This window comes from Mycobacterium sp. 360MFTsu5.1 (assembly GCF_000383495.1).
Lineage (GTDB): Bacteria > Actinomycetota > Actinomycetes > Mycobacteriales > Mycobacteriaceae > Mycobacterium > Mycobacterium mucogenicum_B.
Genome location: NZ_KB911467.1, coordinates 303,317 through 324,328 on the forward strand (window position 1 = coordinate 303,317; position 21,012 = coordinate 324,328).

The following is a 21,012-nucleotide window of genomic DNA, read 5'->3' on the forward strand; positions in this document are numbered from 1 at the left end:
CGGAGGCTTGACCCCCCCGTGGCAAAGACACCGGGCCGAGTTTAGTGGTACGGAGCGACCCAGATGTGGGTTTCCCTCGCACCGATGCTTTACACCGGATTATTGTCGCGGAGCTAAATTTCGAGGACCGTGGGCACGATCATCGGCTGGCGCCGATAGGTCTCGCCGACCCATTTGCCGACGGCCCGGCGCACCGCCTGGGCGATGCGCGCGGGATCGGTAACCTGCTCGGAGACAAGGGTTTCCAGTGCCGCCTGCGCCTTCTCGGCAGCCGGCTCGAGGGCCTTCGGATCCTCCGAGAAGCCACGCGAGTGCAGGTGCACCGGGGCCACCGGCTTGCCGGTCTCGCGGCTGATCACCACGGTGACCGCGATGAAACCCGAAGTCAGCGTGAGCCTTTCGCCCAGGGTGGCGTCGCCGACGTCACCCAGCACCAGACCGTCGACGAACACCTTGCCCACCGGCACGGCGCCGGCGATGCGGGCCTGCCCGTTGATCAGATCGACGCTGACGCCGTTCTCGGCGAGGACGACGTTCTCCTCCGGCACCCCGGTGCGGATCGCGAGCTTGGCGTTGGCGCGCAGGTGCCGCCAGGTGCCGTGCACCGGCATGACGTTGCGCGGCCGCACCCCGCGGTACAGGAACAGCAACTCACCGGCAAAGGCGTGGCCGGAAACATGCACGCGCACTTGCTGATTGGTCACGACGCGGGCGCCGATCTTGGCCAGCGCGTCGATCACGCCGTAGACGGCTTCCTCGTTGCCGGGGATCAGCGAGCTGGACAGGATGATCAGATCGCCGGCCGTCAGCGTGATGCTGCGGTGCTCGCCGCGGGACATCCGGGACAGCGCCGCCATGGGCTCGCCCTGGGTGCCGGTGGTGATCAGCACGACGCGGTCGGCCGGCAGCAGCTCGGCCGCACCGATGTCGATGACGTCATCGTCGTCGACGTTGAGGAAGCCGAGTTCCTTGGCGATCCCCATGTTGCGGACCATCGAGCGGCCGACGAAGGACACCTTGCGCCCCAGCGCCACGGCGGCGTCGATGATCTGCTGCACGCGGTCGACGTTCGACGCGAAGCACGCCACGATGACGCGGCCGTCGGCGCCGCGGATCAGGCGGTGCAGGTTGGGGCCGACCTCGCTCTCGGAGGGACTGACCCCGGGAATCTCGGCGTTGGTCGAGTCGCACAGGAACAGGTCGACGCCCTGTTCGCCGAGCCGGGACATGCCGGGCAGGTCGGTGGGCCGGCCGTCCGGCGGCAGCTGATCCAGCTTGATGTCACCGGTGTGCAGCACCGTGCCGGCACCGGTGTGCACGGCGATCGCGAGGGCGTCGGGAATCGAGTGGTTGACCGCGAAGTACTCGCACTCGAACACCCCGTGGGTGCTGCGCTGCCCCTCGGCGACGATCTGCATGTTGGGCTTGATCCGGTGCTCACGGCACTTGGCGGCCACCAGGGCCAGCGTGAACCGCGAGCCCACCACGGGGATGTCGGGCCGCATCTTGAGCAGATACGGGATGGCGCCGATGTGGTCCTCGTGCGCGTGCGTGAGCACCAGCGCCTCGATGTCGGCCAGCCGGTCCTCGATGTGCCGGATGTCCGGCAGGATCAGGTCGACGGCGGGCTCGTCGTGCGTCGGGAACAGCACGCCGCAGTCGATGATCAGCAGCCGGCCCAGGTGCTCGAAAACGGTCATGTTGCGGCCGATTTCGCTGATGCCGCCCAGTGCCGTCACACGCAGACCGCCCGGCTCCAATGGGCCGGGCGGTGCGAAGTCGGGTCTGGTCACGCAAGCACCGATGCCGTGCGCAGGTCCGCGGCGAGTGCCGTCAGCTGATCCGGCGTGGCGGGCACCTGCGGCAACCGCGGGTTACCGACCTCGATACCGAGCAACCGCAGGCCTTCCTTGCTCATGGTGACGCCGCCGAGCCGGTTTTGCGCCTCGCCGAGCGAGTGCAGCCCCACATGAATCTTGCGTGCGGTGGCGATGTCGCCGGAGTTGAAGGCCGACAACATATCCCGGAGTTGGCCGGCCGCCACATGGCCCCAGACACTGATGAACCCGGTGGCGCCCATCGCGAGCCACGGCAGGTTGAGCGTGTCGTCGCCGGAGTAGTAGGCCAGCCCGGTCTCGGCCATCATCTGCGCGCCGCCGTTGAGATCGCCCTTGGCGTCCTTGACCGCGACGATGTTCGGGTGCGCCGACAGCGTCCGGATGGTGTCCCATTCGATCGGGATCGATGACCGCGGCGGGATGTCGTACAGGATGACCGGCAGGTCGGTGGCGTCGGCGACGGCGGTGAAGTGCGCGACGAGACCGGCCTGCGGCGGCCTCGAGTAGTACGGCGTCACCACGAGCAGACCGTGCGCGCCGGCAGCGGCGCTGGCCTTGGCCAGGTGGACGCTGTGCGCGGTGTCGTAACTGCCGGCGCCGGCGATGATGCGGGCCCGGTCGCCGACCTCTTCGAGAACCGCCTCGAGCAGGGCGATCTTCTCGTCGTCGGTGGTGGTCGGCGATTCGCCGGTGGTGCCGGAAACGACGAGGCCGTCGCACCCCTTGTCGACCAGGTACTTGGCTACCTTCTTCGCACCAGCCAGATCAAGCGAGCCGTCCGGGCCGAACGGCGTCACCATGGCAGTCAGCACGGTGCCCAAGCGTGCGCTGACGTCGATTCCGGTGGTGGTCACGGGCGACAAGATTACCCGCTGGTTCGCCCTGGTTTTGCACCGCCGCCCGCTGCGCCCGCGCGCGGCTCCGGGCGGCGGGTTCAGTCGATGAGCATCCCGGCACGCCGCATCGCCGCCGTGATGTTCTCGAAATCGATGGCGACGTGAGCGCGCGCCAGTTCCTCGGCGTCATCGCCGCGGCCTTCGGCAATGGCGTCGACGAGCGTCGTGTGCTCACCCAGCGCGCGCAGTTCCATCTGCCGCATCGTCACCGGCTCGCCCCACACGTGCGCCGGAGCGCCGATGCTGACCGATGCTTCCAGGTCGAGCAGTACCTGTTTGAGGACGGCGTTGTGAGCGGCATCCATGATCGCGAGGTGCAGGGCGCTGTCGGCTTGCTGGGCGGCCAATCCGCTGTCGGCCCGGCGGTAGTCGTCGAGGCACTGCCGCAGCACTTTGATGTCGCCCGCGGTGCGGGATTCCGCCGCGGCCCGGCTGACCGCACCGTGAACGCGGCAGATCGCGTCACACCGGTCGCGAATCTCGTCGACCCGCATCCGCAGGGTGCGGACCACCGCTTCCGTCGACGAGTCCGGCCACTGCTGCAACACGTACGAGCCACCGCCACGTCCTCGCCGCGTCTCCACCAGACCGCGGTCCACCAGTCGGGCGAGTGCCGCGCGCACCGTCATCCGGCCGACTCGCAGCGACGCCGCCAGTTCGCGTTCGGCGGGCAGCCGGGCATCGGGCAGGTATTCGCCGATGGCGATGGCGGTCACCAGCCGGTCGGTGATCTCGTCGACCCGAGTGGACGATTCGAGTTCGCGGTTGAGTAGGCCGGGGGCATCCACACCGTGGAGATGTGTCATCGCCGGCTCCCTTCCTGTCGCCACACAGAGTATCGACACGGATTGTTAAATCTCGATTAATGGTCTTGTGATGAGACCATTAATGACACATGCTGGCCGACATGCCGACCACCAGCCACCATGTGCCGTTCCGCGACTACGAGACCTGGGTCCAGGTGACCACGCCGTCGTCGCCGGAGCCGGGAGCACTTCCGCTGTTCGTGCTGCACGGCGGGCCGGGCATGGCACACAACTACGTACGCAACATCGCCGAGCTGGCCGCCGAAACGGGCCGCACGGTGATCCACTACGACCAGCTCGGCTGCGGCAACAGCACGCACCTACCCGACGCGCCCGCCGCGTTCTGGACGCCGGCGCTCTTCGTCGAGGAATTCCACACTGTCCGCGCTGCGCTGGGCATCGACGAGTACCACCTGCTGGGCCAGTCCTGGGGCGGCATGCTGGGCGCGGAGATCGCAGTGCGCCGACCGCCGGGGCTCGCATCGCTCGTCATCTGCAACTCCCCGGCGTCGATGGAACTCTGGATGGCCGGCTGCGCACAGCTGCGCATGCAATTGCCACCGGACATCCAAGCCGCACTGACCCGGCATGAGGACGCGGGGACGGTCGACGATCCTGAGTACCTGGCCGCGACCGACGAGTTCTACGCGCGCCACCTGTGCCGCGTCGTACCCATGCCACAGGATCTCGCCGACACCATCGCGCAGATGGAGGCGGAACCCACCGTCTATCACACGATGAACGGGCCCAACGAGTTTCACGTCATGGGCACGTTGGGCGCATGGAGCATCATCGACCGGCTGCCCGCGATCAACGCGCCGACACTGGTCGTCGCCGGCGAGTTCGACGAGGCCACCCCCGACTCCTGGCAGCCGTTCCTCGACCACATCCCCGATGCAGTCGGGCACGTCTTCCCCGGCACCAGTCACTGCTCGCACCTCGAGAAGCCCACGGAATTCCGCGCTTTCGTCGCCGCGTTCCTCGCCAACCACGACGCCAACCACGATCTGGCCACCGACGCCCTGGTCTGACCCCATCCGCTCGACCCGATAGGACTGCCATGGCAACCACCACCCGCCTCGCCACCGGCGAAGGCCAGCGCGCCCTCGAATCATTCGGCTACAAACAGGAACTCAATCGTTCCGTCTCGACCCTCGACCTCGTCGTCTACGGGCTGGTGTTCATGGTGCCGATCGCGCCCTGGACCATCTTCGGCGTCGTGTACAACAGCGCCGGCGGCATGGTGCCCCTGGTTTACCTCATCGGCCTGATCGCGATGGTGTTCACAGCGACGGCGTATGCGCAGATGGCCAAGTCGTTCCCGCTCGCCGGATCGGTGTTCTCGTATGTCGGCCGCGGAATCCATCCCGGCGCGGGCTTTTTCGCGGGATGGGCGATCCTCCTGGATTACCTGCTGATCCCGACGCTGCTGTACGTACTGGCCGCCGAATCGATGATCGGCCTCTTCCCCGGGACGCCGCGATGGCTGTGGGCGCTGGTGTTCGTCCTGGTCAACACCGTCATCAATCTGCTCGGCGTCGACTCGCTGAAGATGGCCAACCGGCTCTTCCTGGTGCTCGAGCTGGTCTTCCTCGCGATCTTCGTCGTCATCGCGGTGCGAGCCATCAATGGTGACTCGCTGCCGAATGTGCACTGGAGCACGACGCCGATCTGGAATCCGGACACCGTCAGCGCTCCGCTGATCGCCGCCGCACTGTCGATCGCCGTCCTGAGTTTCCTTGGCTTCGACGGCATTTCGACACTCGCCGAGGAATCCACCGGCACGCGCAATCCGGCCGGCAAAGCCATGGTCGGCGCGTTGTTCATCGTGGCGTTCCTGTTCATCGGCCAGACGTGGTTGGCCAGCCTGTTGGCCGGCGGCCGGGCATCATTCAGCGACGACGAGGCGGGCAACGCATTCTTCAAACTGGTCGAGGCAGCGTCTAGCACGGGGTGGATGAACGCATTCTTCGTCGTCAACGTGCTCGCCGTGGGATTCGCCAACGCGATGGCCGCGCAGGCCGCGACCAGCCGGCTGCTGTTCTCGATGAGCCGGGACCGACAGCTACCCGCTTTCCTGTCCAATGTCAGCTCACGCAAGGTGCCGTACGCCGCGATCCTGTTGGTCAGCGCGATCAGCGTGGTCCTCGTGCTGTTCTTCGTCGGCCAGATCGCGCTCATCTCGTCACTGGTGAACTTCGGCGCGCTGTTCGCCTTCTGCCTGCTGCACGTATCGGTGGTCTGGTACTACCTGGGCCGCAAGAAGTCGCGGAACTATCTGCTGCACCTCGTGGTGCCGACGCTGGGCTTCCTGATCATCGGCTATGTGCTGTTCAACGCGGATTCGCTGGCCAAGATCGGCGGCATCGTGTGGCTGGGCATCGGCGCGGTGGTGTTCCTCGTCAACAAGCTGCGCGGCCGCGGCGTGCCGACGCTCGGTGACGAACCACAACAGGAGGTGGCCGGTTAGCACCCGGCATTAGAGTCGGATGATGCTCGGCCATCTCGGCATCAACGTGCCCGATCTCGGGGCGGCGAAGAATTACTACGACGAATTCATGCCATTGGTAGGTTTCGAGCCTTTCATTGCCGCCGACGACGAGTTCGCCTTTCGCCCGGCCGGCGGCAAACCTGGCACCTACCTGTTTTTCTATCCGACCGCAGCGCCCGGTGATCACTCGCGACATCGCACCGGGCTGCAACACCTCGCTTTTATGGTCAAGACGCGATCCGCGGTCGAGCGCGTCCACGAGTTCGTGCAGCGAACCGGCGGCGAGGTGCTGCATGCACCGCAGTCGTTCCCGCAATATCCGCCGCCCTACTTCGCCATGTTCTGGCTGGACCCGTTCGGCATCATGCTGGAAGCGGTGTGCCATCACGACGCGCAGTGATCAGGTTCGCATGGGGACGCGGGGCGAATCATCTTGGGGCCGTGGCAATTACCGCCCATTTGAATTTTCGATATTCAGTCGGATTGCCGCTAAAAGGCTGTGAACCGGCACACTACTACCGGCAATGGAGACTCCGGAGTGCCCTTCTTATTTTTTATCGTTACACTTCCGGCCGAACACCCCCGATAAAGGAGATCATTCGTGGCCGAACGCATTGTCGTCCAACTTGTTGACGATATTAACGGCACTGAAATCACCGACGACACGGGTGAGCGGATTAACTTCTCGGTACGTGGGGTTGATTACCAGATCGATCTTTCCGCTGCGAACGTGGCGAAGTTCGAGAAGGCGCTGGCACCGTATCTGGACGCCGCGACCCGCGTCGGCGGCCGTCGCACCCGGACCCAGAAAGTTGCCGAGCCGAGCACTCGGGCCCCCAAGAGCGGCACGGCGCGCCGCCGCGGCAAGAAGGCCGCGTCCTCGAAGGAGCAGCTCGCCGCCATCCGCGAGTGGGCACAGGAGAACGGCTACGACGTCGCGGCCCGCGGCCGCATCAAGGCAGACATCGTCGAGGCGTACCACGCCGCGAACTAGCCGACGCTAGACCCGCCGTCGCAACTCGGTCACCAGATCCCCGCGATCCCCGACCGTCACGTCGTCGACGCCGAGCCACGTCGCCATCGATCTGAGTTCCGGCACCAGGGCCGCGGCCACCCGCGCGCGGTCCTGGCCGTCCTCGGCGAACGCGCCCACGACATTCAAGGCGTCGGCGGTGCGTTTCAGGTCGACGCGCCCCACCAACTGGCCGTCGAGCAGGAAAGGCCAGACGTAGTAACCGAATTGGCGCTTCGGGGCCGGGGTGTAGATCTCGATCCGGTAGTGGAAGCCGAACAGCCGCTCGACTCGGGGCCGGAAGAAGATCAGCGGGTCGAACGGGCACAGCAGTGCGGTGCCCCGGTCCGTGCGGGGCACTTTCTGCCCGGCGCGCAGGTAGGCCGGAACCCCGTCGATCGTGACGGGTTCCAGCTCTCCGGAGGCCACCAGCGCCGCCAGAGCGGGTTTCGCCTGGCGGGCGCCCAGCCGGAAGTAGTCGCGGATGTCGGCCTCGGTCCCCACGCCCAGCGCCCCGGCCGCCTTGAGCACCAACTGCCGGACCGCCTCGTCGTCGGAGACCTCCCGGGCCAGCACCTCCGCCGGCAGCACCCGCTCGACCAGGTCGTAGTGCCGCGCGAAGCCGGCCCGGGTGGCGGTGGTGAGCACGCCCGACGACCACAGCGCCTCGGCGACCCACTTGGTGTCACTGCGCCCCCACCAGGGCCCTTTGGCGCCGCGAGGTTCGGCCTCGAGGTGGGCCTCGATCTGTCCGGCGGTCGACGGCCCGAGTTCGGCGACAGCGGCGACGATCTTCTCGGCCAGCTCGCCGTTGCGCTTGACGATCTCGGTGCCCCAGCGGCCGTGGGTGTATTCACGCATGCGCCAGCGCAGCAGCGGCCAGTCGTCGACCGGCAACAACGCCGCTTCGTGCGCCCAGTACTCGATGAATTGCCGCGGCGACCGGGCACTGTGGCTCCACGCCAGCGCGTCGAGCGCGTCCCGATCGTAGGGGCCGAGCCGGCTGAACACCGGCGCGTAGTGCGCCCGTACACAGACCGATACCGAATCCAATTGCAGCACTTGTATTCTGGACATCAAACGCTTCAGGTGCGCCCGGGTTACCGCCCCGGACGGCTTGGGTTCGTGAAGGCCCTGGGCGGCGACGGCGATGCGACGGGCCTGGACCATGGTGAGTGCTGCCACAGTCACATCGTGGCGCAGGCCACCGACAAACTCGCGCATGGTTCTGCAACGTTGTCGGCCGAACCGCCTACCATTCCTGCGGCACACCCTGTATTGGGGCTTCGGCCGTTCCCGGCCGGCCCTGACGGAAAGGACCAGCAGTGAGCTACAACGCTGCGGACATCACCGAACTCGACGATGTTCAGCACACCCGCCTGCGCCCGGCGGTCAACCTGGGCCTGGATGTGCTCAACACCGCTCTGCGCGAGCTGGTGGACAACGCGGTCGAGGAGGTCGCCGACCCCAGCCACGGCGGCTCCACCGTCACCATCACCCTGCATGCCGACGGCTCGGTGAGCGTCGCCGACGACGGCCGCGGCCTGCCCATCGACTCCGACCCCGTGACCGGCAAGAACGGCATCGTCAAGACCCTCGGGACCGCGCGCGCCGGCGGCAAGTTCTCCGCCCACAGCGATGCCACCAGCACCGGCGCCGGCCTGAACGGCATCGGCGCCGCGGCCGCGGTGTTCATCTCGGCCCGCACCGACGTCACCGTGCGCCGCGCCGGCAAGACCTACCTGCAGAGCTTCGGCCACGGCTACCCCGGCACATTCGAGGGCAAGGAATTCGACCCGAACGCCGAGTTCACCCGCGCCGACACCCAGAAGCTGCGCGGCACCGGCAACCGCAAACCCGACGCGCACGGCACCACCGTCCGGATCCTGTTCGACCAGGCCGTCGTGCCGGACGCCACCGTCGACATCGGTGAGGTCCTGCTGCGCGCCCACGCCGCGGCCCGGATGTGCCCCGGCGTACACCTGACCGTCGTCGACGAGGGCTGGCCCGGCGAGGACGTCCCACCCGCATTGCTGCAGCCGTTCAACGGCCCGTGGGGCACCGAGGCGCTCCTGGAGCTCATGTGCACGTCGGCGGGCACTCCCGTGCCCACGGTGCGCGCGGTGGTCGAAGGCCGCGGTGAATACACCACCGGCCGCGGCCCCACCCCGTTCCGGTGGTCGCTGACGGCCGGTCCGGCCGAGCCGACCACGGTGGCCGCGTTCTGCAACACCGTGCGCACCCCCGGCGGCGGGTCGCACCTGACCGCCGCCATCAAGGGGCTGTCGGAGGCCCTGGCCGACCGCGCGTCCCGCATTCGCGACCTGGGCCTGGCCAAGGGCGAGGACGGACCCGAGCCACAGGACTTCGCCGCGGTCACGGCGCTGGCCGTCGACACCCGTGCGCCCGACGTGGGCTGGGACTCGCAGGCCAAGACCGCCGTCTCGTCGCGCTCGCTGAACGTCGCGATGGCCCCCGATGTGACGCGCAGTGTCAACGTCTGGGCGGCGAACCCCGCCAACGCCGACACGGTGACGCTGTGGACGCAGCTGGCGCTGGAGTCGGCCCGGGCGCGCCGCAGCGCCGAGGGCGCCAAGGCGCGGTCCCGCGCAGCGTCGAAAGCCAAGGGGCTGGGCACGAACCTGTCGCTGCCGCCGAAGCTGCTGCCCAGCCGGGAGACCGGCCGCGGGTCGGGCGCCGAACTGTTCCTGTGCGAGGGCGACTCGGCGCTGGGCACCATCAAGGCGGCCCGCGACGCGACGTTCCAGGCGGCCTTCCCGCTGAAAGGCAAGCCGCCCAACGTCTATGGCTTCACCGTCAACAAGGCGCGGGTCAAGGACGAGTTCGATTCCATCGAGCGCATCCTGGGTTGCGGCGTGCGCGACAACTGCGACCCGGAGCAGTGCCGCTACGACCGGATCCTGTTCGCCTCCGACGCCGACCCCGACGGCGGCAACATCAACTCGAGCCTGATCTCGATGTTCCTGGACTTCTACCGCCCGCTCGTCGCGGCCGGCATGGTCTACGTGACGCTGCCGCCGCTGTTCGTGGTGAAGGACGGTCAGGAGCGCATCTACTGTCAGGACGAGTCCGAGCGCGACACCGCCGTCGCCGAGTTGAAGGCGCGCTCGAAGCGCCGGGTGGAAGTCCAGCGCAACAAGGGTCTCGGTGAGATGGATGCCGACGACTTCTGGAACACCGTGCTGGATCCGCAGCGGCGCACCGTGATTCGGGTGCACCTCGACGACGCCGAGAAGAAGTTGCACCACACCCTGTTCGGCGGGCCGCCCGAGGGCCGGCGCACGTGGATGGCCGAGGTGGCCGCCGTCGTCGACACCCTTGCGCTGGACCTGGACTAGAAGGACGCGATCGTGACCTCCCCACTGGACCTTCCCGAACAGAATCCGGACCTGGTGCTCGACCAGAGCGCCGACGACTACTGGAACCACTACCAGCTGACGTTCGCGCTCTACAGCGTCAGCGACCGCGCCATCCCGTCGGCGTTCGACGGCCTCAAGCCGGGCCAGCGCCGGCTGCTGTACCAGATGCACGACTCGAAACTGCTGCCCGGCAACAAGCCGCAGAAGTCCTCGAAGGTCTGTTCGGCCGTCACCGGCAACCTGCACCCGCACGGCGGCGCGTCGATGTACGGCGCCGCGGCGCTGATGGCCGCCGAGTTCCAGCGCGTGAAAGTCATTGACGGACAGGGTGCTTTCCCGCGCATCCAAGGTGACATTCCCGCCGCCGACCGGTACACCGAGATGCGGCTGTCGGCCCCCGGCGCGGCGCTGACCGCCGAACTCGACGACCACGCGGTGCCCATGGTGCCCACGTTCGACGGCGAGTGGATCGAGCCCACGATGCTGCCGGCCCAGTGGCCGGTGCTCCTCTGCAACGGTGCAGTCGGCATCGCCGAAGGCTGGGCCACCAAGGTGCCCGCGCACAATCCGCGCGAGATCATGGCGGCCTGTCGCGCGCTGCTGAAGACCCCGAACATGACCGACGACCGGCTCGCCAAGCTCATTCCCGGCCCGGACTGGGGCTGCGGGGCGACGGTGGTCGGCACCGCCGGGTTGCGCGAGTACCTCACCACCGGCCGCGGTGCGCTCACGGTGCGCGGCACCCTGTCGATCGACGGCAAGAACGTCGTCATCACCGAACTGCCGCCCGGTGTCGCGAGTAACACTGTGCAGGACCGGATTCGGGCGCTCGTCGAGTCCGGCGAGCTGGCCGGTGTGGCCGACATGTCCGACCTCACCGACCGCCGGAACGGGCTGCGCATCGTCGTCACCGCCAAACGCGGGCACGCCGCCGAGACCATCCGCGACCAGCTGCTCGCGCTGACTCCGCTGGAGTCGACGTTCGCCGCCAGCCTGGTGGCGCTCGACGAGGACCGCGTGCCGCGCTGGTGGACGGTGCGCGAGCTGATCGGCGCGTTCCTGCACCTGCGCGACTCGGTGGTGCTGCACCGCAGCCAGTACCGGCTCGAGAAGGTCACCGCCCGTAGGCATCTGGTGGCCGGCTTGATGAAGATCCACCTGGACATCGACGCCGCCGTCGCGGTCATCCGCGGCTCCGACACCGTCGACGACGCCCGCCGGGGGCTGCAGGAACGGTTCAGCATCGACGAGGAGCAGGCCAACTACGTTCTGGCCCTGCAGCTTCGGCGGCTAACGAAGCTCGACGTCATCGAGCTGCAGGCCGAGGCGGACAAGCTCGACGCGGAGTTCGCGGAGCTCACCGAGCTGGTGTCGAACCCGGACGCCCGCCGCGTGGTGATCGACAACGAACTGAAGGAGACGGCGAAGCTGTTCGCCGGGCCCGAATTCGACCGCCGGACGGTCCTGGACTTCGAGGGCACCCCGACGGCGTCGAGCTCCGACGACGACGGCCCGCGGGAGAAGAAGGTCAACGCCAACTGGCGCCTTGACGATCGCGGCGTGTTCTCCGACACCCACGGCGACCTGCTCTCCGCCGGGCTGGGCTGGGCGGTGTGGACCGACGGGCGCATCAAGTTCACGAACGGCAACGGCCTGCCGTCCAAGACCCGCGACATCCCGGTCGCCCCGGACATCACCGGGCTGCTGCGCTCGGGTGTGCTGACGCCGGGCTACCACCTGGCGCTGGTGACGCGGCGCGGCAAGATTCTGCGCATCGACCCGGCGGCGGTGAATCCGCAGGGCGCGGCTGGCAACGGCGTGGCCGGTGTGAAGCTGGTGGCAGGCGACCCGGAAGACGCTGTGATCGCGGCCTTACCAATTTCGTGCGGCAACGGCGAAGCGATCCTGTCGACCTCTGAAAAGGGTTGGAAGGTAACCGAAGTCGCCGACATCCCGGTCAAGGGCCGCGGCGGCGCCGGTGTCGGTTTCCATCCGTTCGTGGCGGGCGAGGACGCGCTGCTGTCGGCGGCGGTCTCCCCCACCGGGTTCGTGCGCAACGGCAAGGCGGTGCGCGCCGAGAAGCGCGCGAAGTCGTCGGTGAAGGGCACCGGTTCGGACGTGTCGCCCGCGGAGGCGTGACCCGCGGGGTTCACGTGAACGGTCAGGTGATCGATACCAATTCGTGGACCGAGTCAATCGGCAGATCGGCATCAGTCGCGGCGGTGACCGCGACGCGGTTCAGGTTGATGGCACCGTTGTGATTGTCCAAGAAGGCGATATCAGCGGCATCGCGCCCGGTGGCGATGCGCACCATGGATTGTCGTGGCGCCAGCCCGGTTGCGTCGACGACACGCCATTGTCCGTCGACGAGCGCCTCGGCGACGGTGTGGAAGTCCATGGGAACACACCCGGGCGCATAAACAGCCACCAGGCGAGCCGGGACTTTCACGGCGCGCAGTAGCGCTACGACCAAGTGGGCGTAGTCCCGGCAGACCCCCCTGCCGGCCAGCAGGGTGTCGACGGCGCCGTCGATGGGATCACTGGAGCCGGGAACGTAGTTGAGCCGGTACCCGACCCAGTAGGAGATTTTCTCCAACAGGGTTGCGGCGTCTGAATACTGGCCGAATTCGGCTGCGGCGAAGCCGTAGAGCCTGTCCGCTTCTGCGTACCGACTGGGCCGCAGGTACATCGTCTTGTCGTATTCCGTGACCGAAGCCGCGTCGCTGCGCCCGTCGATCGTCGCCGAGTAGTGGACGCTCAGGTTGCCCGGGGCTGAATCGAAGGTATGAATACGGGTTCCATGCGCCCCGGATACCTCGTGGGGAATTACTGCGTTGCCGTTCAACATGAAGGACAGCGACTCGACGACCGTGGCGCCGGGGTGCGGGGCTACCGCGATCTGAAACTCGAGCGTGGTCGGTTCGGTCACGTCGACGTTGAGTTCGGCGCTCACGAGTCGCTTCATGCGACAGATGATGCCAGCACGAGCGACGGCCGGCAGGCTACTGCTGACGCCGGTAGGTGGAGAAGCGGTAGCGCAGGCCGGTCTTGCTGGTCTGCCACTGCCCTGACGTCACCGTCCACGAGTCGTCCAACGTCGGCGCGAATGCGTCACCGTCCGGCACGTCGACGTCGATCTCGGTGACCTCGCACAGCGTCGCCGACGGCAGCGCCAGCGCGTACAGCTGCGCCCCGCCCATCACCCAGCCGTCGACCTGGGCGGGCAACGCCGTCACGACCTCGGCACCCTCGGCGACATAGCCCGCGTCCCGGCTGACCACGACGTTGCGGCGGCCGGGCAGCGGCCGGAACCGCGGCGGCAGCGACTCCCAGGTGAGTCGGCCCATCACCACGGTGGAGCCGAGCGTCAGGTCTTTGAAATGCGCCATGTCCTCGGGCAGCTGCCACGGAATGTCGTTGTCGCGGCCGATGACGCCGCCGTTGGCCTGGGCCCAGATCAGCTTCACCGCGCCGTTCCTCCGCGTGTCGTAGTCGGCGTGTCGGCTCTCCTGTGGCACTTGCGAATTGAACCGGTCAGCTTTCCTTGACGGGTCAGGGAAAGTTGACCGGTCCAGATCGAACATGTCACCAGAGCTCCGGGCCCCACGGCGTCAGACCGCAACGGGCGCCTTGATGGCCGGGTGCGGGTCGTAGTTGACGATCGCGATGTCCTCGTACTGGTAGTCGAAGATCGAATCACGCGGCGCGAGAACAAGTTCCGGGTACGGCCGGGGCTCGCGGGACAGCTGCAACTGCACCTGCTCGACGTGGTTGTCGTAAATGTGGCAGTCGCCACCGGTCCAGACGAAGTCACCGACCTCGAGGCCCGCCTGCGCGGCCATCATGTGGGTCAGCAGTGCGTAGGAGGCGATGTTGAACGGCACGCCCAGGAACAGGTCAGCGCTGCGCTGGTACAGCTGGCAGCTCAGCTTGCCGTCGGCGACGTAGAACTGGAACAGCGCGTGGCACGGCGGCAGCGCCATCTGGGCGATCTCGCCGACGTTCCACGCCGAGACGATGTTGCGCCGGCTGTCCGGGTTGGTCTTCAGCATCTCGAGCGCCGCGCTGATCTGGTCGACATGCTCGCCGGACGGCGTCGGCCACGACCGCCACTGGACGCCGTACACCGGCCCGAGTTCGCCTGTCTCCGAGGCCCATTCGTCCCAGATGGTGACGCCGCGCTCCTGCAGCCACCGCACGTTCGAGTCGCCGCGCAGGAACCACAGCAGTTCGTAGATCACCGACTTGGTGTGCACCTTCTTGGTGGTCAGCAACGGGAAACCCGCGGCCAGGTCGTAGCGCAGCTGATGGCCGAAAAGGCTCCGGGTGCCGGTCCCCGTGCGATCCGATTTGGGCGTGCCCTGTTCCAGCACGAGGCGCAGCAGGTCTTCATAGGGAGTCGGCACAGCCACACTGCCAGCTTACGTTCTGGGCCGAGGAGTAGAACGTAATGGGCGAGCGAAGCGACGGGAAGAGGACCAAGCCATGCCAATTGCAAAGGACAACATCACCACCGCCGACGGCAGCTGTGCCGTCACCGTCGCCACTCCCGAAGGCACCGGCCCCTGGCCCGCGGTCGTCATGTACCCCGACGCGGGCGGCCCCCGGCAGACCTTCGACGACATGGCCGCACAACTCGCCGGGCTGGGCTACGTGGTGCTGGTACCGGACATCTACTACCGCGAGGCCGGCTGGGCACCGTTCGACATGGCCACCGCGTTCTCCGACGAGAGCGAACGCGCGCGGCTGTTCGGGATGATGCGCAACGTCACGCAGGACGTCATGGTCGCCGACGCCGGCGCCTTCTTCGACTATCTGGCGGCCCGGCCCGATGTGGCGGGCGAGAGCTTCGGCACCACCGGCTACTGCATGGGCGGCCGCACGTCGTTCGTCGTCGCCGGCAAGCTGCCCGACCGCGTCGCCGCGGCGATGTCGTTCCACGGCGGTGGCCTGGTCACCGATACCGACGACAGCCCGCACCTGCGCGCCGACCGGATCAGCGCCGTCGTCTACGTCGGCGCCGCCGAGAATGACGGGTCCTTCACCGCCGAGCAGGGCGAGACTCTGGACCGCGCACTCACCGACGCCGGCGTCGAGCACACCGTCGAGTTCTACCCGGCCGCGCACGGCTTCGCGGTACCCGACAACGCCGGCGCCTACGACGAAGCCGCGGCGAAGCGGCACTGGGATGCGATGCAGCGGGTGTTCGGCGCGGCGCTGAAGTAACCCCCGGGGCGGGGGCTGCTCCCGCTGTGCGGGACGATTGACGGGTGTATGACCAGACCAGCACCTATGAACCTGATGCCAACGAGCACGGAGCCCGACTGGACCCGGTACTCGCGCGCAGCTGGCTGCTGGTCAACGGATCGCAGTTCGACCGCTTCTCGCCGGCGACCCGCTCCAGCGCCGACATCGTCATCATCGACATCGAGGACGCGGTAGCGCCCAAGGACAAGGACTCCGCCCGCGACAACGCGGCGCGTTGGCTCGGCGACGGCAACACCGACTGGGTGCGCGTCAACGGCTTCGGTACCCCGTGGTGGGCCGACGATCTGGAGATGCTGTCGAAGACCTCTGTCGGCGGCATCATGCTGGCGATGGTCGAGTCCGTCGACCATGTCACCGAAACCGCCAAGCGGCTGCCCAACGTGCCGATCGTCGCGCTGGTGGAGACCGCCCGCGGACTCGAGCGCATCACCGAGATCGCGTCGGCCAAGGGCACGTTCCGGCTGGCGTTCGGTATCGGCGACTTCCGCCGCGACACCGGCTTCGGCGACAACCCGGCGACGCTGGCCTACGCCCGCTCGCGGTTCACCATCGCCGCCAAGGCCGCGCACCTGCCGGGCGCCATCGACGGCCCCACCATCGGTTCCAGCTCACGCAAGCTCAGCGAAGCCACCGCGGTGTCGCTCGAGTTCGGCATGACCGGCAAGATCTGTCTGACCCCGGAGCAGTGCGGGACGGTCAACGAGGGCCTGTCCCCGTCACTCGACGAGATCGCTTGGGCGCAGGAGTTTTTCGCGGAGTTCGAGCGCGACGGCGGCGAAATCCGCAACGGTTCGGACCTGCCGCGTATCGCGCGCGCCAACAAGATTCTCGATCTGGCGAAGGCGTACGGCATTCACCCGTCGATGTTCGGCGACGACCCCGACCACGTGTCGGCGCCGTCGGACACCTACCACTACTGAGCGGCGTCCCCGGTCTTCTTGTTCCGGCGCAGCACTGACGAGAACGCCCGGACGATGCCGCGCAGCGCGTACCAGCCGGACAGCGCTGTGAAGACGATCAGCGCGACGAACATCGGCAGCCAGCCGGTGCGCGAGTGCTTGAGGTTCCACCAGATGATGCAGAACAGCACCGCCATGATGAAGACCAGGATGTCGCGCAGCCGGCCCTCGCGGTTGAACGCGTAGCCGATCGCCGACGACTTGAGCTGGCGGCTGCGGTCGACGGCTGCGATCACCTCGTCGATCCGCATGTCGATGGTGCGTTGCAGCTCGGCGCGACGCTCGGTCTGCTCGGCCGGGATGCGGTCCAGCAGGTCCATGTCGGCCTTGATCGCGGCGCGCACGTCCGGTGGCTTCAGGTTGCCCGCGACAGCCCCGAGCAGCGCGCCTCCGGCCAACGGCGCGGCGCCCAGCGCCAGGTCCGCGATTCCCATGTCGGCTCCTCACTGATCGACGCAAACGTCAATCACCATACGGCGTTTTCACATTTGATCCTGAATCCAGGGCGCATTTGTTCGAGTGCGGTGCGCCGTCACGTCAGGGTCAATGGTTCTGGGCACAGAAACCGAGTTGACCGTGCATCCTCGACCTACACGTTCCGCCGCCAATGCCTGAGTTTCGAGACGGGGTAGCCGAATGAGCGAAGGTCAGGACTTGCCACCGATCCCTGCCGAATTCGAGCAGTTCACGCCCCGCACCGCCCGCGTGCTGGTCCGCGAGGGCTATCGCTGCCTCGCCGACGTGCAGGCGGCCAGCGACGACGAACTCCTGAAGCTGCGCAACTTCGGTTACCTCAGCCTCGCCGAAGTGCGGGCGGCGGGCCAATGACGTAGACCTCGGTCTGACTCAGCCCATCAACGTCGCCGCGACCGTCGCGCCCAGGTTCCAGCAGGCCTCCACGTCGGCCTTGCTGGGCTTGCCCGAAACAACCACGTAGTCAGCCGCTTTCACCCACCCCAGACCTGTGGTGATGGAGGTGACGGCCCGCTCGGCGCCTTCAGTGCCCTCGTTGCCGTGCAGCCACAGACCGAACGGCCGGCCACGTGTCGCGTCGAGGCACGGGTAGTAGATCTGGTCGAACGCGTGCTTCAAGGCGCCCGACATATAGCCCAGGTTCGCCGGCGAGCCCAGCAGGTAGCCGTCGGCCTCCAGGACGTCGGCGGCCGACAGCGTGAGCGCCGGACGGCGCACGACGTCGACGCCCTCGATCTCGGGATCTGTGGCCCCGGCGAGCACCGCCTCGAACATCTCCTGACAGTGCGGAGACGGAGTGTGGTGCACGACAAGGAGTTTCATCGCGATGCTTGTTCCAGCCGGACGGCCTTGCGGATGGTCTCGCGGGCCCGGGTCCGGTCCCCCGCGTAGTCGTAGGCCCGCGCCAGCCGGTACCAGCCGCGCCAATCGTCGGGGCTGGCCTCCACCTCGTCACGCACCGACTCGAACAACGCGTCGGCGGCGTCGCGTTCGATGCGGCCCGACGGGCGCTTGGGCAGGTCACTGACGTCGAGCTCGACGCCCTCCTCGTGGGCCAGCCGGGCCAGCCGCTGGTGCGCGAAACCGGCGCGCAGCGTGGCGACCATGGCCCACAGACCGATCAGCGGCAACACGAAGATGCCGATGCCGAGCCCGATCGCCGCGGCCTCCCCCGACTGCATGAGGATGACGCCGGAGCGCCCGAGCATCACGAAGTACACCACCAGCGCGACGCACAGGAATGCGACGACCAGTTGAATGCGGAGTACCTGCGAGCTCGGTTTCGTCATCACCGGCCCGTCACAGCCCCATCAGTTTCTCGATGCCGATGGTCAGCCCGGGGTACTTGGCCGCCTCGCGGACACCGAGCAGCACGCCGGGCACGAAGGACGTGCGGTCGATGCTGTCGTGCCGGATGGTCAGCGTCTCGCCCTGCGTGCCGAACAGCACTTCCTGGTGCGCCACCAGACCGCGCAGCCGCACCGAGTGCACGGGGATGCCATCGACGTCGGCGCCGCGCGCGCCCTCCAGACCGGTGCTGGTGGCATCGGGGTTGGGCGGCAAGCCTTTTCGCGCCTCGGCGATCAGCTGAGCGGTGCGGGTAGCGGTGCCCGACGGGGCGTCGGCCTTCTGCGGGTGGTGCAGCTCGACGACCTCGGCCGACTCGAAGAACGGGGCGGCCAGCTTGGCGAAGTGCATGGACAGCACCGCACCGATCGCGAAGTTCGGGGCGATGAGCACCGCGACGCCGGGCTTCGCGGCCACCCACTCGCGAACCTGGTCGAGGCGTTCCGCGGTGAAGCCCGTGGTCCCGACGACGGCGTGAATGCCGTTGTCGATGAGGAACTTCAGGTTGTTCATCACCACGTCGGGGTGCGTGAAGTCGACGACGACCTCGGTACCGCTGTCGGTGAACAGGCTGAGCTCGTCACCGGCGTCGACGCCGACGGTGAACGTCAGATCGTCAGCGGCTTCCACACCGTCGACGATGGTCGCACCGACTTTGCCCTTGGCACCCAGAACTCCGACTCGCATGAGGTCAACCCTAGCGGCCCCCTACTATCAGCCCCATGCGCGGCGCCAAGATCCTCATCACCGGAGTCACCGGCCAGGTGGCCACCCCGATCGCCACCGCCCTGGCGGCCGACAACGAGGTGTGGGGCGTCGCCCGGTTCAACAACCCGCAGGCCCGGCAGCACCTGGAGCAGGCCGGCGTCCAGTGCGCGGCGCTCAACCTGGCGGTCGGCGACTTCGACGCCCTGCCAACCGATTTCGACTATGTCGTCAACCTCGCGGTGGCCAAGACCGGCCGGTGGGACAAGGACCTCGCGGCCAACGCCGAGTCGGTGGGTCTGCTGATGGCGCACTGTCGCGAGGCCAAGGCGTTCCTGCACACGTCGTCGGCCGCGGTGTACGACCCACCCGGCGACGAGCCGCGCGCCGAGTCGGCGGCGCTGGGCGACAACCACAAGCACCTCTTCCCCACCTACTCGATCTCCAAGATCGCCGGCGAGACGGTCGTGCGCACCATGTCCCGCGCGCTGGGTCTGCCGGCCACCATCGCCCGGTTCAACGTGCCCTACGGCGACAACGGCGGCTGGCCGTACTACCAGATGGAGATGATCCTGGCCGGGATCCCGATCCAGGTGCCGCCGGGCGGGCCGGCGCAGTACAACCCGATTCACGAAGACGACATCCTGGCCACCCTGCCCAAGCTGCTGGACGTAGCATCGGTGCCCGCCACGACCGTGAACTGGTGCGGCGATCAGACCGTCAGCCTGCAGGACTGGTGCACCTACATCGGCGAACTGGTCGGCCGCGAGCCGGTGTTCACCGAGGACCCGAACGCGCTACGCGGCGGCCCGACCGACACCACCCGCATGCACGAGCTGATCGGCGGCACGTCGGTCGACTGGCGCGACGGCATCCGCCGGCTGGTGACCAAGTTCCACCCGGAGCTGATCGGCGCTTAGCCTCCCGCAGGCGCGAAGTAGTGACCGGCCTTGAGGTCTTCGAGCAGGGTCGGCTGTACGGGCTCCCAGCCGAGCAGGGCCCGCGTGCGAGCACTCGAGGTCGGGTTGTCCAGCGCGGCAAAGCCCGCGAGAAAACCGAACTGCGCCGCGGCTTCGTCCGCGGGAATCGGTTGCACCGGCACGCCCAACCCGTCGCCGATCGCCTGCGCGATGTCACGGAAGGCGATGCCCTGTTCAGCCGCTCCGTGCAACACCGAACCGGCGGGCGCCGACTCCACCGCGAGCCGGTAGAGCCGCGCGGCGTCGACGGTGTGCACTGCCGGCCATCGATTCGAGCCGTCACCCTGATACCCGGATCGTCCTGCCGCACGGGCGAATTCGATGAGACTGGGGATGAAGCCGTGGTGATCGGTGTCGCCGTGCACCGTCGGGGCGAGCCGGACGACTGATGACCGCACGCCCCGGTCGGCCAGCGCGAGCGTGGCCCGTTCCGATGCGCCCCGCGGCGCGTCCCTGTTCACGTCGGTGTCCTCGGTGCCGAGCCGGCCCGGCTCACCGAAGGCCAGCATGAGGGTGCCCGAGGTGTTCACGAACGGCTTGTCAGAGCCCGCCAGGGCCTCGCCCATGGCCTCGACGGCGCGCAGGTCCAACTGGAGCGAGTCGGCGTAATTGGCGAAGTCGTGTTTGAAGGCCAGATGGATGACGCCGTCCGAGTCGGCGGCCGCGGCAGCGAGCCCGTCCGGGTCATCCAGACTGCCGCGGTGCACCTGCGCCCCCGCGGCGGCGACGGCGGCGGCTGAGGCGTCGGATCTGGCGAGTCCGGTGACCTGATGACCGGCTTCCAGCAGGTCGCGGACGACGACCGATCCGATGTGTCCGCTGGCGCCGGTGACGAATATGCGCATGGTTTCAACTC

Annotated in this window: 22 protein-coding genes; 10 read left to right on the forward strand and 12 right to left on the reverse strand. The window is 67.8% G+C overall.

Features of this window, described 5'->3' with window-relative positions; all coding sequences use genetic code 11:
* Window positions 1-113: 113 nt before the first annotated feature.
* The 3 genes from H289_RS0116415 to H289_RS0116425 form a co-directional block, all read right to left on the reverse strand.
* Window positions 114-1,793 carry a ribonuclease J gene (locus H289_RS0116415; RefSeq protein WP_020101896.1) on the reverse strand — a complete coding sequence of 560 codons (1,680 nt, stop codon included), beginning with the start codon at window positions 1,791-1,793 and terminating at the stop codon, window positions 114-116.
* Window positions 1,790-2,692, reverse strand: a complete 903-nt coding sequence (dapA, locus tag H289_RS0116420; RefSeq protein WP_020101897.1) for a 4-hydroxy-tetrahydrodipicolinate synthase — start codon at window positions 2,690-2,692, stop codon at window positions 1,790-1,792. Before dapA ends, H289_RS0116415 begins: the two co-directional genes overlap by 4 nt.
* Before the next feature lie 80 nt (window positions 2,693-2,772).
* The gene (locus tag H289_RS0116425; protein WP_020101898.1) at window positions 2,773-3,540 is read right to left on the reverse strand and encodes a FadR/GntR family transcriptional regulator; all 768 of its coding nucleotides are present in this window, start codon (window positions 3,538-3,540) and stop codon (window positions 2,773-2,775) included.
* Between the two features lie 101 nt (window positions 3,541-3,641).
* On the opposite strand from H289_RS0116425, the gene H289_RS0116430 reads away from it, so the two are divergent.
* The 4 genes from H289_RS0116430 (at window position 3,642) to H289_RS0116445 (ending at window position 7,025) form a co-directional block, all read left to right on the forward strand.
* Window positions 3,642-4,571: a proline iminopeptidase-family hydrolase gene (locus tag H289_RS0116430; protein ID WP_231388043.1), complete on the forward strand. Its 930-nt coding sequence runs from the start codon at window positions 3,642-3,644 to the stop codon at window positions 4,569-4,571.
* A gap of 29 nt (window positions 4,572-4,600) precedes the next feature.
* On the forward strand, window positions 4,601-6,010 hold the full coding sequence (locus H289_RS0116435) for an APC family permease (protein ID WP_020101900.1): 1,410 nt from the start codon (window positions 4,601-4,603) through the stop codon (window positions 6,008-6,010).
* Window positions 6,011-6,032: 22 nt separating this feature from the next.
* Complete coding sequence (locus H289_RS0116440; protein WP_029105331.1) at window positions 6,033-6,431, forward strand: VOC family protein; 399 nt, start codon at window positions 6,033-6,035, stop codon at window positions 6,429-6,431.
* A 201-nt stretch (window positions 6,432-6,632) separates the two neighbouring features.
* Window positions 6,633-7,025: a histone-like nucleoid-structuring protein Lsr2 gene (locus tag H289_RS0116445; protein ID WP_020101902.1), complete on the forward strand. Its 393-nt coding sequence runs from the start codon at window positions 6,633-6,635 to the stop codon at window positions 7,023-7,025.
* Window positions 7,026-7,031: 6 nt separating this feature from the next.
* Here H289_RS0116445 and H289_RS0116450 read toward each other — a convergent pair whose 3' ends face one another.
* Window positions 7,032-8,228, reverse strand: a complete 1,197-nt coding sequence (locus tag H289_RS0116450; protein WP_029105332.1) for a winged helix-turn-helix domain-containing protein — start codon at window positions 8,226-8,228, stop codon at window positions 7,032-7,034.
* A gap of 140 nt (window positions 8,229-8,368) precedes the next feature.
* Here H289_RS0116450 and H289_RS0116455 point away from each other — a divergent pair, with 140 nt between their 5' ends.
* Complete coding sequence (locus H289_RS0116455; RefSeq protein ID WP_020101904.1) at window positions 8,369-10,402, forward strand: toprim domain-containing protein; 2,034 nt, start codon at window positions 8,369-8,371, stop codon at window positions 10,400-10,402.
* Window positions 10,403-10,414: 12 nt separating this feature from the next.
* Window positions 10,415-12,562 (forward strand): DNA gyrase subunit A, encoded by a 2,148-nt coding sequence (locus tag H289_RS0116460; protein ID WP_020101905.1) that lies wholly within the window; start codon window positions 10,415-10,417, stop codon window positions 12,560-12,562.
* Window positions 12,563-12,584: 22 nt separating this feature from the next.
* Here H289_RS0116460 and H289_RS0116465 read toward each other — a convergent pair whose 3' ends face one another.
* From H289_RS0116465 to H289_RS0116475, 3 genes are all read right to left on the reverse strand, one after another.
* The gene (locus H289_RS0116465) at window positions 12,585-13,388 is read right to left on the reverse strand and encodes a transglutaminase-like domain-containing protein (RefSeq protein ID WP_020101906.1); all 804 of its coding nucleotides are present in this window, start codon (window positions 13,386-13,388) and stop codon (window positions 12,585-12,587) included.
* Between the two features lie 37 nt (window positions 13,389-13,425).
* Complete coding sequence (locus tag H289_RS0116470) at window positions 13,426-13,890, reverse strand: dihydrofolate reductase (protein ID WP_020101907.1); 465 nt, start codon at window positions 13,888-13,890, stop codon at window positions 13,426-13,428.
* Window positions 13,891-14,034: 144 nt separating this feature from the next.
* Entirely contained in the window at window positions 14,035-14,835 is an 801-nt protein-coding gene (locus H289_RS0116475) for a thymidylate synthase (RefSeq protein ID WP_020101908.1), read from the reverse strand.
* Between the two features lie 73 nt (window positions 14,836-14,908).
* Here H289_RS0116475 and H289_RS0116480 point away from each other — a divergent pair, with 73 nt between their 5' ends.
* Complete coding sequence (locus tag H289_RS0116480) at window positions 14,909-15,649, forward strand: dienelactone hydrolase family protein (RefSeq protein ID WP_020101909.1); 741 nt, start codon at window positions 14,909-14,911, stop codon at window positions 15,647-15,649.
* Window positions 15,650-15,693: 44 nt separating this feature from the next.
* On the forward strand, window positions 15,694-16,611 hold the full coding sequence (locus H289_RS0116485; protein ID WP_020101910.1) for an HpcH/HpaI aldolase/citrate lyase family protein: 918 nt from the start codon (window positions 15,694-15,696) through the stop codon (window positions 16,609-16,611).
* Here the strand turns inward: H289_RS0116485 and H289_RS0116490 are convergent.
* On the reverse strand, window positions 16,605-17,084 hold the full coding sequence (locus H289_RS0116490; RefSeq protein WP_020101911.1) for a hypothetical protein: 480 nt from the start codon (window positions 17,082-17,084) through the stop codon (window positions 16,605-16,607). The genes H289_RS0116485 and H289_RS0116490 overlap by 7 nt on opposite strands.
* Before the next feature lie 202 nt (window positions 17,085-17,286).
* Here H289_RS0116490 and H289_RS0116495 point away from each other — a divergent pair, with 202 nt between their 5' ends.
* Window positions 17,287-17,478: a DNA-directed RNA polymerase subunit alpha C-terminal domain-containing protein gene (locus H289_RS0116495; protein ID WP_020101912.1), complete on the forward strand. Its 192-nt coding sequence runs from the start codon at window positions 17,287-17,289 to the stop codon at window positions 17,476-17,478.
* 18 nt (window positions 17,479-17,496) lie between these two features.
* Here H289_RS0116495 and H289_RS0116500 read toward each other — a convergent pair whose 3' ends face one another.
* Genes H289_RS0116500 through dapB form a run of 3 tightly spaced genes read right to left on the reverse strand, consistent with a single transcriptional unit; the run spans window position 17,497 to window position 19,158 of the window.
* Window positions 17,497-17,946 carry a flavodoxin family protein gene (locus tag H289_RS0116500; RefSeq protein WP_036420682.1) on the reverse strand — a complete coding sequence of 150 codons (450 nt, stop codon included), beginning with the start codon at window positions 17,944-17,946 and terminating at the stop codon, window positions 17,497-17,499.
* Entirely contained in the window at window positions 17,943-18,413 is a 471-nt protein-coding gene (locus H289_RS0116505) for a tetratricopeptide repeat protein (RefSeq protein WP_020101914.1), read from the reverse strand. Before H289_RS0116505 ends, H289_RS0116500 begins: the two co-directional genes overlap by 4 nt.
* Window positions 18,414-18,423: 10 nt before the next feature.
* A complete protein-coding gene (gene dapB / locus H289_RS0116510; protein ID WP_020101915.1) occupies window positions 18,424-19,158 on the reverse strand; it encodes a 4-hydroxy-tetrahydrodipicolinate reductase in 735 nt (244 codons plus the stop codon).
* 35 nt (window positions 19,159-19,193) lie between these two features.
* Here dapB and H289_RS0116515 point away from each other — a divergent pair, with 35 nt between their 5' ends.
* A complete protein-coding gene (locus H289_RS0116515) occupies window positions 19,194-20,096 on the forward strand; it encodes an NAD-dependent epimerase/dehydratase family protein (RefSeq protein ID WP_020101916.1) in 903 nt (300 codons plus the stop codon).
* Here the strand turns inward: H289_RS0116515 and H289_RS0116520 are convergent.
* On the reverse strand, window positions 20,093-21,001 hold the full coding sequence (locus H289_RS0116520; protein WP_020101917.1) for an SDR family oxidoreductase: 909 nt from the start codon (window positions 20,999-21,001) through the stop codon (window positions 20,093-20,095). The genes H289_RS0116515 and H289_RS0116520 overlap by 4 nt on opposite strands.
* Between the last annotated feature and the right edge of the window lie 11 nt (window positions 21,002-21,012).

Bases quoted from the DNA above. Each gene is read 5' to 3' on its own strand.
- H289_RS0116490 (WP_020101911.1), bottom strand. From the start codon at position 17,084: ATGGGAATCGCGGACCTGGCGCTGGGCGCCGCGCCGTTGGCCGGAGGC.
- H289_RS0116480 (WP_020101909.1), top strand. From the start codon at position 14,909: ATGCCAATTGCAAAGGACAACATCACCACCGCCGACGGCAGCTGTGCC.
- H289_RS0116435 (WP_020101900.1), top strand. From the start codon at position 4,601: ATGGCAACCACCACCCGCCTCGCCACCGGCGAAGGCCAGCGCGCCCTC.
- H289_RS0116520 (WP_020101917.1), bottom strand. From the start codon at position 21,001: ATGCGCATATTCGTCACCGGCGCCAGCGGACACATCGGATCGGTCGTC.
- H289_RS0116515 (WP_020101916.1), top strand. From the start codon at position 19,194: ATGCGCGGCGCCAAGATCCTCATCACCGGAGTCACCGGCCAGGTGGCC.
- H289_RS0116465 (WP_020101906.1), bottom strand. From the start codon at position 13,388: ATGAAGCGACTCGTGAGCGCCGAACTCAACGTCGACGTGACCGAACCG.
- H289_RS0116495 (WP_020101912.1), top strand. From the start codon at position 17,287: ATGAGCGAAGGTCAGGACTTGCCACCGATCCCTGCCGAATTCGAGCAG.
- H289_RS0116430 (WP_231388043.1), top strand. From the start codon at position 3,642: ATGCCGACCACCAGCCACCATGTGCCGTTCCGCGACTACGAGACCTGG.
- H289_RS0116440 (WP_029105331.1), top strand. From the start codon at position 6,033: ATGCTCGGCCATCTCGGCATCAACGTGCCCGATCTCGGGGCGGCGAAG.
- H289_RS0116505 (WP_020101914.1), bottom strand. From the start codon at position 18,413: ATGACGAAACCGAGCTCGCAGGTACTCCGCATTCAACTGGTCGTCGCA.
- H289_RS0116500 (WP_036420682.1), bottom strand. From the start codon at position 17,946: ATGAAACTCCTTGTCGTGCACCACACTCCGTCTCCGCACTGTCAGGAG.
- H289_RS0116425 (WP_020101898.1), bottom strand. From the start codon at position 3,540: ATGACACATCTCCACGGTGTGGATGCCCCCGGCCTACTCAACCGCGAA.
- dapB (WP_020101915.1), bottom strand. From the start codon at position 19,158: ATGCGAGTCGGAGTTCTGGGTGCCAAGGGCAAAGTCGGTGCGACCATC.